Raw genomic sequence first — 10,401 nt, forward strand, 5'->3', positions numbered from 1 at the left:
GCGGCCCTCGGCGCTGCGCCGGTGCACTCATCTGGAACCGGATGAGTTCGCCGCGCAGATCTGGGGCCGTCGGCCCAGCATGAGCCGAGGCGCCGAGCTCGGGTCGGCGGTAGACCTGCTCACCCTGGCCGACGTCGACGAGCTGCTGTCGATCCGCGGGGTGCGCGCTCCGTTCCTGCGGGTGGCCAAGGCCGGTCGCACCCTGCCCGACGCCCGGTTCACGCGCGGCGGGGGTGTCGGAGCCGGCGTGGCCGACCAGCTCGACGACGCTGCCCTCGCTCGGTTGTACGCAGCAGGCCACACCCTGGTGTTGCAGGGCCTGCACCGGGTGCACCCCCCGGTGATCGAGTTCGCCCAGCAGTTGGCGCTCGACCTGGGGCACCCGGTGCAGGTCAACGCCTATGTGACGCCGCGCCAGGCGCAGGGCTTCGCCCATCACTACGACGTCCACGACGTCTTCGTGATGCAGACCGCCGGGCAGAAGCGATGGCTCATCCACCCGCCCGTCCACGTCCATCCGCTGCGCGACCAGCCGTGGACCGATCGTCGAGCCGAGGTCGAAGCGGCCACGAGTGCCCCGGACGCCGAGCCGCTGCTGGACGTCGTCCTGCAGCCGGGCGACGTGCTGTACCTGCCGGCCGGCTTCCTGCACGCCGCGCAGGCGCTCGGTGAGACCAGCGCCCATCTGACCGTCGGCGTGCACGTCTGGAACCGGGCGCACCTGGTCGAGCAGATCGTCCGTCAACTCGCCGAGGTCGAGGAACTGCGCGCCCCGTTGCCGCTGGGGTCGACGTGACCGATCCAGCGGTGATCGGTGCCGAACTCGCCGGTCTGATGCCGCGACTCATCGCAGCCCTCGACGGCGTCGACGCCTCGCTGGCCGCCGACCGATTGGCGATGACGGCGCGCGCCAGCACCCGGCCCGAGCCGGTGGCGCCGTTGGCACAGACCCGGCTGCTCGACGTCCTGGACGACGCGACACCGCTGCGACTGCGGCGCAACCTCACCGCGCGGCTGGCGGCCACGCCGGACGGCGGGACGGTGCTGCGAACCGCCGATGGTGATCATTCGGTCCCCGCGGACGTCGCGTCGGTGGTGCTCCGGTTGCTCGACGGCGCCACGGTGACGGCGGGGGAGTTGGGGCCCGAACTTGCCGCAGCGTGGGTGCAGGCCGCCGTGCTGCTGGCCGGGCAGGACCGCGCGTGAGCGCCGCACCGTCCCCGACCCGCTGCGCGGTGGCCGCCCGCGCCCGGCGTGACCCGCTGCCCGCCACGGCCGGTCCTGCGCAGCGTCTGATGCTGATCGAACTCAACGGGCCGTGGGGCCACGATGCCCTGCGCGACAGCCGGCTCGATCGCTATCACTCCGGGCGGCTGGCCGACCGGGCGGCGGCGGCCGGGGTGCGGGTCCAACTGATCCGGCGTCCGGGGCGCCACGCCGTTCCCGAGGCCGCGCACCCCACCGGTGCGCCGGGCGTGCTCGGAGCCGCGGTGGCACTGGCCGACCTGCGACCCGGGCACGAGGCGGTGGGTTGGCGGACCTGGCACGAGCCGCATCACCTGCTCGAGGTCGACCTCGCCGCACCGGTGATCGCCGAGGGTCCGCAGGACGTCGTGCTGGTCTGCACGCACGGTCGTCACGATCTGTGCTGCGCGCTGGACGGCCGACCCGTCGCGGCGCGCTTGGCCGAGCGGGGCGACGCCGACGTCTGGGAGACCTCCCATCTCGGGGGTGAGCGTTTCGCGGCCAACATGCTCGTGTTGCCCACCGGTGACCTGTTCGGCGGGCTCGACCCGGACGATGCCGCGCGCGTTCTCACCAGCTTCCGCGCCGGGCGGATCGATCTGGCACACCACCGCGGTCGGTTCGGTCGACCCCCGGTGGAGCAGGCCGCCGTGTTCCAGGTCATGGACCGGCTGGGTATCGACAGCCGCGACGTGGTGCGGGTGGTCGAGGTACGGCAGGTGGAGGAACACCGCTGGTCGGTCGACCTCGCGGTGGCCTCGCCGCAGCCGACCCATCGGGTGGTGTTGCGCGACCGCTGGTCGGACCCCGAGCGGTTGACCTGCGCTGCGGCGTCCCCGGGTCGCGTGCGGTTGTTCGACCCGGAGTCGTACTCGGCCCTCGGGTGAGCCGGGCGGCCGGTCACGGACTCAAGACGGCATCGTTCGCGTCCGATCATCCGCATGGAGCGCCATCGGGCCGCTCCGGGAACGGGAGAGGGCCGGCCACACCATGCTCAATCGGCTGCTGCAGGGATCGGACCGCGGGGCGCCGGACTCGGGTGCCCCGAGACCGGGCATCGACCAGAGCGCGTTACGACGTGTGCTGGGCAACACCGAGATGATCAGTTACGCCACCGAGGACCTCGCCGACTCGCTGGCCCAGATCGGCGACGCCTCGGCGACCTCGGAGGGGTCGGCGACCGCGGCCAGTGCGGCGACCGGGCAGGTGGCGGCCGAGGCGAACACGGTGGCCTCGGCGGCCGAACAGATGTCGGCGTCCATGACGGAGGTGTCCTCCTCGGCCTCCGAGGCGACCGGTGTCGCCCAGGAGGCCGGCAACGTCGTCCGCGACGTCGTCGCCTCGGTCGAGCGGTTGGCCACCTCCAGCGCCTCGATCGACCAGGTGGTCAAGACCGTCAACGGCATCTCGGACCAGACCCGGCTGCTGGCCCTGAACGCCACCATCGAGGCGGCGCGTGCCGGATCGGCCGGACGCGGCTTCGCCGTGGTGGCCGAGGAGGTCAAGAACCTCGCGGCGCAGACCAGCCAGGCGACCACCGTGATCGCCGGTCAGTTGGCGCAGTTGGTCGACGACAGCAATCAGGTGCGTGAATCGGTCACCCGGATCGACGAGGTGCTCGAAGCGGGTACTGGCCCTGCAGCAGACCATTGCGGCCGCGGTCGAGGAGCAGAGCGCGGTGATCTCGGAGATCACCCGATCCGCGACCTCGGTCGCCGGGGCTGTCGGCGAGCTCAACGAATCGGTCACCGAGACCGCGGACGCCGCCCGCTCGGCGCGTGAGGCGATGGACCGGGCTCAGCTGTGGATCAAGCGGTTGAAGGCCACCGAGGCTCGGCAGCGCTCCGACGTGGAGCGTCTGGCGGCGCAGTTCGAGACCCACCCACTGCGGGCTGCCGTCAAGGGTCACGCGGCCTGGAAGCACCGGCTGAACAAGGCCATCTCGACCCGGACGGTCCCGGACGGCGTCGATCTGGCCGCTGCCGGCCGGGACGACGCCTGTGCCTTCGGGCAGTGGCTGCACTCCGGTGCGGCGGCTGCCCTCGACCCGGGTCGGACGCGGGCCGTGACCGAACTGCACGCCACGTTCCACCGCTGTGCCGCCGAGGTGCTCGGTGCCGTGTCGCGCCGCGACATCGACAGTGCCGTGCACCTGATGCGCGACGGTGACGGATACAGCGGGGTGGCGCCGTTGCTGATGGACGCCCTGATGGACTGGCTGGCCGTCGTCGAGGGGTGAAACGCACTGCAGGCCCCACCCGAGGGTGAGGCCTGCAGTGGTGCGAGCAGATGCTCAGATGGCGCGAACGTTCGCGGCCTGCGGACCCTTCTGGCCCTGCTGGACGTCGAACTCCACGCGCTGGTTCTCTTCCAGCGTCCGGTAACCGTCGGCCTGGATGGCCGAGAAGTGAACGAACACGTCGCTGGCGTCGCCGTCGGGGGTGATGAACCCGTAGCCCTTTTCGCCGTTGAACCACTTCACAGTGCCCTGTGCCACTGCATGTCTCCTTGTTCGGAGGGTAGGCGGGGCGCGGCGGGATACCGGGCCCCGGGCTGCCCATGTCTCGCCGTCCCAGCCTCCGGACCTCACAGTGGAGGGGCCATCTGCAATAAACGCCCGCGGACACGTGCTCCGTGGGCGTTCGTGAACGTACGGGGATCTGCTTGTGCAACCGTGACGACGTTAACACGTGGGCCAGTTGTGACCAACCCCTTGTGCCCCCTTTTCGCACCTCGTGGCGGACTCGTCGTCGAGCCCTGAATGTGTCTGAGATACCAGACAGCTTCGGCTGTTCGGGGGTGTCGATCGAGGTCGCTGCAGTGGTGACCTGGGGGCATGACACACCTCCCCCCGATCGAGTCCGTGGTCGAGCAGGAGCCCGTGGCCGCCCCGGACCCCGCGCCGGGGCCCGTGATCGAGGTCGGGCTGCGGCCGTTGGCCCCGGCCGACGTCGTGGCCGTCGCGCGCCACGGGGCGCGGGTGCGGCCGGCAGTCGAGGCGATGGACGCCGTCGCCGCCTCGCGGGCCGCGATCGAGGCGCTGGCGGCCTCCGAAGCGCCGGTCTACGGCGTCTCGACCGGCTTCGGGGCGCTGGCCACCCGGCACATCGCCCCGGCCGACCGTGAACGACTGCAGCGATCGCTGATCCGCTCCCACGCGGCCGGCGCCGGCGAGTTGGTCGAGCCCGAGGTGGTGCGCGCGCTCATGCTGCTGCGATTGCGCACCCTGGCCAGTGGCCGCACCGGGGTACGACCCGAGGTGGTGCAGACCTACGCGGGCATGCTCAATGCCGGCATCACCCCCGACGTGCACGAGTACGGCTCGCTGGGCTGTTCCGGCGACCTGGCCCCGCTCTCGGCCGTGGCGTTGGCCGCCTGCGGTGAGGGGTGGGTACGCGATGGGGACGGGGTGCGCCGGCCCGCCGGCGAGGCCCTGGCGGCCGCCGGTCTGATCCCGTTGACCCTGGCCGCCAAGGAGGGGCTGGCTCTGATCAACGGCACCGACGGCATGTTGGGCATGCTGGTGTTGGCCCTGACCGACCTGCGGATGCTGTTGCGCACGGCCGACATCGCCGCAGCCATATCCATCGAGGCGCAACTCGGCACCGACCGGCCGTTCGCTGCCGACCTGATGGCCTTGCGGCCCCACCCGGGTCAGGGCGCGAGTGCCGCCAACCTCCGGGCGCTGCTGGCGTCGTCCGCGATCATGGATTCGCATCGCACCCCGGACTGCACCCGGGTGCAGGACGCCTACTCGCTGCGCTGCTCGCCTCAGGTGCACGGGGCGGCACGCGACACCGTCACCCACGCGGAAGCCGTGGCAGCGCTGGAGATCTCGTCGGCGATCGACAACCCGGTGGTCACCCTCGACGGCCGGGTCGAGAGCAACGGCAACTTCCACGGCGCCCCGGTCGGCTACGTGCTCGACTTCCTGGCGATCGCGGCAGCGGACGTCGCGAGCATCAGTGAGCGGCGCACCGACAGGTTCCTCGACAAGGCCCGCAACCACGGCCTGCCACCGTTCCTGGCCGACGACGCCGGCGTCGACTCGGGGCCTCGTGATCGCCCAGTACACCGCCGCCGGGCTGGTCAGCGAGATGAAGCGGCTGGCGGTGCCCGCCAGCGTGGACTCGATCCCGTCCTCGGCGATGCAGGAGGACCACGTCTCGATGGGTTGGCACGCCGCCCGCAAGCTGCGCCGTGCGGTCGACGCGCTGGCCGCCGTCCTGGCCGTCGAACTGCTCGCCGGCACCCGCGCGCTCGACCTGCGCGCCCCGCTGGCCCCCGCGCCCGCCACCGCCGCCGTCCGGGATGCCGTCCGCGCCGCCGGCATCACCGGCCCCGGCCCCGACCACCACCTGGCCCCCGACATCGCCCTGGCAACGGATCTCGTCCGCTCAGGCCAGGTCGTGGCCGCCGCCGAGGCCACAACCGGCACCCTCGCCTGACCCCCCCCGTTCCCCCCCCCCCGCCCCCCCCCCCCCCCCCGCCCCGCCGCCGCCCCCCCCGAGCGCAATGTCACGTTGCACTCGTCCAGTGAGCGCAACGTGACATCGCGCTCGTCCGGGACGAGCGTGATGGCGCTCCGACCACCCGAACCAGCAACGCTGCGTCACTCAACTGGAGGTTTCGATGACCATCACTTCCGGTCCCCGTGAGGTTCGCGCCCCGCGAGGAACCAGCCTGACCGCTCGGTCGTGGCAGACCGAGGCGCCGCTGCGCATGCTCATGAACAACCTCGACCCGGACGTCGCCGAGCGCCCCGACGACCTGGTCGTCTACGGCGGCACCGGAAAGGCGGCCCGTGACTGGGCCAGTTTCGACGCCATCGTGCGTACCCTGACCACCTTGGCGGACGACGAGACGCTGCTCGTGCAGTCCGGTCGTCCGGTCGGGGTGATGCGTACCCACGAGTGGGCGCCGCGGGTGCTGATCGCCAACTCGAACCTGGTGGGAGACTGGGCGACCTGGCCCGAGTTCCGCCGGCTGGAGCAGCTCGGGCTGACCATGTACGGCCAGATGACCGCCGGATCGTGGATCTACATCGGCACCCAGGGCATCCTGCAGGGCACCTACGAGACCTTCGCGGCCGTGGCAGCCAAGCGGTTCGGCGGCACCCTGGCCGGAACCCTCACGGTGACCGGCGGGTGCGGTGGCATGGGTGGCGCCCAGCCGCTGGCCGTCACGCTGAACGCCGGGGTCTGCCTGGTGATCGACGTCGACGGGCGCCGGCTACAGCGCCGGGTCGAGACCCGCTACCTGGACGAGCTGGCCGACAACCTGGACGACGCGCTGCGCCGGGTACTCGCCGCCAAGGCCGAGCGTCGGGCGCTGTCGGTCGGGCTGGTCGGCAACTGCGCCACCGTGTTACCCGAGCTGTTGCGCCGGGGGGTCGAGGTCGACATCGTCACCGACCAGACCAGCGCCCACGACCCGCTGTCCTACCTGCCCGAGGGCATCGATCTGGGCGACTGGCACGACTACGCCGCCAAGAAGCCCGAGGAGTTCACCGACCGGGCGCGTGCGTCGATGGCCAAGCACGTCGAGGCGATGGTCGATTTCATGGACGCCGGCGCCGAGGTGTTCGACTACGGCAACTCGATCCGCGACGAGGCCCGCCTGGGTGGCTACACCCGCGCCTTCGCCTTCCCCGGCTTCGTGCCCGCCTACATCCGGCCGTTGTTCTGTGAGGGCAAGGGACCGTTCCGCTGGGCGGCCCTGTCGGGGGACCCGAAGGACATCGCGGTCACCGACCGAGCGGTGTGTGACCTGTTCCCCGACAACGATCATCTGCAGCGGTGGATGCGCGCGGCGTCCGAGAAGGTGGCCTTCCAGGGTCTGCCGGCGCGGATCTGCTGGCTCGGCTACGGCGAGCGTGACCAGGCCGGGCTGCGGTTCAACGAGTTGGTCGCCTCGGGGGAGGTCAGTGCCCCGATCGTGATCGGACGCGACCACCTCGACTGTGGGTCGGTGGCCAGTCCCTATCGCGAGACCGAGTCGATGCTCGACGGGTCGGACGCCATCGCCGACTGGCCGTTGCTCAACGGCCTGGTCGCGGCGTCGTCCGGGGCGACATGGGTGTCGATCCACCACGGCGGTGGGGTCGGCATCGGGCGCTCGATCCATGCCGGGCAGGTCAGCGTCGCCGACGGAACCCCGCTCGCGGCAGCCAAACTCGCGCGTGTGCTGAGCAACGACCCGGGCATGGGTGTGATCCGGCACGTCGATGCCGGCTACCCGGAGGCGGTCGAGGTCGCGGCCGAGCGTGGGGTGCGGGTACCGATGAACGAGGGCACGTCGTGAGCGTCACCGGCCTGCTCGCCGAGATCGCCGAGGTGGGTCGGCATCGCGACAGTGGCGGCTATCGACGGTTCGCGTTCACCGCGGACGACGCCGTACTGGGTGAGTGGTTCGCCTCGGCGGCAACGGGTCTCGGCGGCGACGTGACCGTCGACCGGTGCGGCAACCAGTGGGCCTGGTGGGGAGACCCGGATACGGCACTGGCCTCCGGAACATCCGGTGTGGTCACCGGCAGCCACCTCGACTCGGTGCCGGACGGCGGCCCGATGGACGGTCCGCTGGGTGTCGCCGCCGCATTGGTCGCGGTGAGAGCCTTGCGTGACAACGGAACTCTGGACGACGTCACGGCCGGGCGGAACAGGCCGCTCGGCGTCGTCCGCTTCGTCGACGAGGAGGGAGCCCGGTTCGGTCTGGCCTGTTCGGGCAGCCGGCTGCTCACCGGAACCAGCGAACCGGCGGCCGTGCTGGCGCTTCAGGATGCCGGCGGAACCAGCTATGGCGAGGCAGCGCGGGCCGCCGGGATCACGCCGGATCACCTCGGCCGGGACGACGAAACCCTGCGCCGGATGGGCCACTTCGTGGAACTGCACGTCGAGCAGGGGCGTGCCCTGGCCACCCCTGAGCTGGACGCCGCGATCGGGGTGGCCAGCCGGATCCGGCCGCACGGCCGATTCCGGCTCGACCTGATGGGCAGGGCCGATCACGCCGGGACCACCCTGCTGGCCGATCGTGACGATCCCATGCTCGCCCTGGCCACGGTGGTCCAGGTGGCCCGCGCCGCGGCAGCCGAGCACGGTGCTCTCGCCACGGTGGGCAAGGTCGACGTCCGGCCCAACGCCGTCAACGCCATCCCGTCGTCGGTGCGCGCCTGGCTCGACCTGCGGGCCGACACCGAGGAACAGGTGCGGGCCACCCTGGCCGACGTCGAGGCGGCCATCGGTCAGGGAGCAGTGCAGGAGTCGTGGACGGGCGCGACCGAGTTCCCCGGGGATCTCGCTCGTGAGCTCGCCGAAGCCATCGGGGTCGAGCTCGGCACCGGTCCGGTCCCCATCCTGCCCACCGGCGCCGGCCACGATGCCGGCGTGCTCGCCCAGGCCGGCGTGCCGTCGTCCATGCTCTTCGTGCGCAACCCGACCGGCGTCTCACACGCGCCCGACGAACATGCCGAGCCGGACGACTGCGAGACCGGGGCAGCAGCGTTGACTGCCGTACTCACCCGCCTGCTGTCTCCCAGCCCCACCTCGCGGTGAGATCGCGCGTCGCGGGCTGCTCGCGCTTCTCCACCCGCCTCGACGGCGTCCCTACTGCGCCCCGCCGCTGTTGTGGGGGGGGGGGGGCTGAGCCGTCGGATGTAGGCGTTCACCCAGCGAAGGGCGTCGTCGAGATCGGGGACGACGGGGAGATCCTTCGCCGCGGCGGCGTAGGTGCCGGGCCAGTCAGGTCCTGCTTCGACGACCGGGGGCCAGGCGTGTCGCCTGCGGAATGCAAACAGGCGTGAGCAGGTTCGCGCAACATGGGCATCGGTCAGCTCGCAACTAGGCTCGAGGAGCTGGAGGTCCACGAGGTCGTGGGCACGCTCGCTGCGCGCCTGGCTGAGGGCGTGAAGCTTCTGGGCGATCTGGTGGTCGTGCGCGACGACAGGGATCGGGTCGGGCGTCGGGAGGCCGATCGCGGTGAACAGGGGCGGGATGTCGCCGGCGAGCGCTGTGGGTGGATCGAGGGTGTCATCGAGTTCGTCGTGCCCGATTTCGAGGGTGATCGTCATCAGGTCCCGCCCGTTGTAGGAGACCTTGATCTCTCGCGTGGTCATGACGTAATCGGATGGCACGCCAGCGGGCCGAGCGATCTGACGTGAGGGTCGGATCTCGCCGGTGAAGCCGGCCCAGCCGCTGCGCAGGGATTGATCGTAATCGCTGAGGAAGTCCTCCAGTCCTGCTCGACGTGCGACGTCGAGGTCGGTGCTGAACCGTGATCCATCGATGCCTCGGCGTAGTTTCATGGCGGTGCCGCCCTTGACCGCGGACGGTGGGAGTAGCTGCCCGACAGCGACAGTGGCGATTGTGCGCAGAACGATGTTGGCACGTGCTTGGTCGCCTGCTGCGAGGTTCTCGATGCGCTTGCGCAGGGCGGCGACGTGGCGGGGCGGAGTGTCCGGCGCCTTCATGTCCTGGTCCTTGTCTTGGTTGGAGCAGCCCCAGTCAAGCTGGGCTGGGTCTTCCTGGTGGTTGCCGTGAGGTGACGTCGAATGCGGGCTGCCTCGCGCGGGTCGATGAGTCCGGCGTGACGGGCCTCGGTGAGGGCGTCGAGGAGGCGTTCGGTCATGACGGTGCCCTGGCTGTCGAGGATGGCTTGGCCGACAGTGGTGGCGCGGATCCCTCGGTAGGTGGTGATGTGCTCGGGCGGCAGTTGGCGCTGGACGATCTCGACAAAACCGGGATCTTTCGGTCGGGTTCGTCGGGGGGTTGCGACCTTGATCCGTTGGGGCTCGACCATGGCCAGGCCGAGTAGACCCAGGACGGCGTCGGCGGTGAGGTAGGCGTCTTCCCCGGTTCTGATGACGGCCTCGGCGTAGGCGTCGCGGTGGGTGCGGCGGGCGTCGGTGAACCGGTAGACCCCGCGGCTGACATGTTGGAGGGCGCCGCGGGCGGCGAGCTTGCGAAGCTCGACCGCGGGGATGTCGAGGTCAGCCGCGTCTCGGGTCGTGATGTATCCGTAGCTCTCGTTGGCAAGCTCTCGGAGCTGCTGCCGGTAAGTCATGGTCACACGCCTCGCTCGGTGAGGCAGAACAGTACCATAAGGAGTACGGTTCTGGCAGATCAACATAGGCGTTCATGGGCGTTAACGTACCTATTACGG

10 protein-coding genes and 1 pseudogene are annotated in these 10,401 nt (G+C 71.0%); 9 read left to right on the forward strand and 2 right to left on the reverse strand.

Annotated features, from left to right (window positions below; translation table 11 throughout):
* Window positions 1-79: 79 nt before the first annotated feature.
* The 5 genes from IPK24_02795 to IPK24_02815 all read left to right on the forward strand — a co-directional run bounded on the left by IPK24_02795 (window position 80) and on the right by IPK24_02815 (window position 3,484).
* On the forward strand, window positions 80-796 hold the full coding sequence (locus IPK24_02795; protein ID MBK8074500.1) for a cupin-like domain-containing protein: 717 nt from the start codon (window positions 80-82) through the stop codon (window positions 794-796).
* Window positions 793-1,206, forward strand: a complete 414-nt coding sequence (locus IPK24_02800; GenBank protein MBK8074501.1) for a hypothetical protein — start codon at window positions 793-795, stop codon at window positions 1,204-1,206. The genes IPK24_02795 and IPK24_02800 overlap by 4 nt, the downstream gene beginning before the upstream one ends.
* Entirely contained in the window at window positions 1,203-2,132 is a 930-nt protein-coding gene (locus tag IPK24_02805; protein ID MBK8074502.1) for a sucrase ferredoxin, read from the forward strand. Before IPK24_02800 ends, IPK24_02805 begins: the two co-directional genes overlap by 4 nt.
* A gap of 103 nt (window positions 2,133-2,235) precedes the next feature.
* Entirely contained in the window at window positions 2,236-3,027 is a 792-nt protein-coding gene (locus IPK24_02810) for a hypothetical protein (GenBank protein ID MBK8074503.1), read from the forward strand.
* A gap of 4 nt (window positions 3,028-3,031) precedes the next feature.
* Window positions 3,032-3,484: a CZB domain-containing protein gene (locus tag IPK24_02815; GenBank protein ID MBK8074504.1), complete on the forward strand. Its 453-nt coding sequence runs from the start codon at window positions 3,032-3,034 to the stop codon at window positions 3,482-3,484.
* Window positions 3,485-3,538: 54 nt separating this feature from the next.
* Here the strand turns inward: IPK24_02815 and IPK24_02820 are convergent, their stop codons facing one another.
* Complete coding sequence (locus IPK24_02820) at window positions 3,539-3,742, reverse strand: cold-shock protein (protein ID MBK8074505.1); 204 nt, start codon at window positions 3,740-3,742, stop codon at window positions 3,539-3,541.
* Between the two features lie 339 nt (window positions 3,743-4,081).
* Between IPK24_02820 and hutH the strand changes: the two are divergent.
* From hutH to IPK24_02840, 4 genes and pseudogenes are all read left to right on the forward strand, one after another.
* Window positions 4,082-5,693, forward strand: a pseudogene (hutH, locus tag IPK24_02825) (histidine ammonia-lyase).
* A 184-nt stretch (window positions 5,694-5,877) separates the two neighbouring features.
* Window positions 5,878-7,548: a urocanate hydratase gene (locus IPK24_02830; protein ID MBK8074506.1), complete on the forward strand. Its 1,671-nt coding sequence runs from the start codon at window positions 5,878-5,880 to the stop codon at window positions 7,546-7,548.
* Complete coding sequence (locus IPK24_02835) at window positions 7,545-8,795, forward strand: allantoate amidohydrolase (GenBank protein MBK8074507.1); 1,251 nt, start codon at window positions 7,545-7,547, stop codon at window positions 8,793-8,795. The genes IPK24_02830 and IPK24_02835 overlap by 4 nt, the downstream gene beginning before the upstream one ends.
* 263 nt (window positions 8,796-9,058) lie before the next feature.
* Window positions 9,059-9,400 (forward strand): hypothetical protein, encoded by a 342-nt coding sequence (locus IPK24_02840; GenBank protein MBK8074508.1) that lies wholly within the window; start codon window positions 9,059-9,061, stop codon window positions 9,398-9,400.
* A 305-nt stretch (window positions 9,401-9,705) separates the two neighbouring features.
* Here IPK24_02840 and IPK24_02845 read toward each other — a convergent pair whose 3' ends face one another.
* Window positions 9,706-10,302, reverse strand: coding sequence for a type IV toxin-antitoxin system AbiEi family antitoxin domain-containing protein (locus IPK24_02845; GenBank protein ID MBK8074509.1), 597 nt, complete (start codon window positions 10,300-10,302; stop codon window positions 9,706-9,708).
* Between the last annotated feature and the right edge of the window lie 99 nt (window positions 10,303-10,401).

This window comes from Kineosporiaceae bacterium, from assembly GCA_016713225.1.
Taxonomy (GTDB): domain Bacteria; phylum Actinomycetota; class Actinomycetes; order Actinomycetales; family Kineosporiaceae; genus JADJPO01.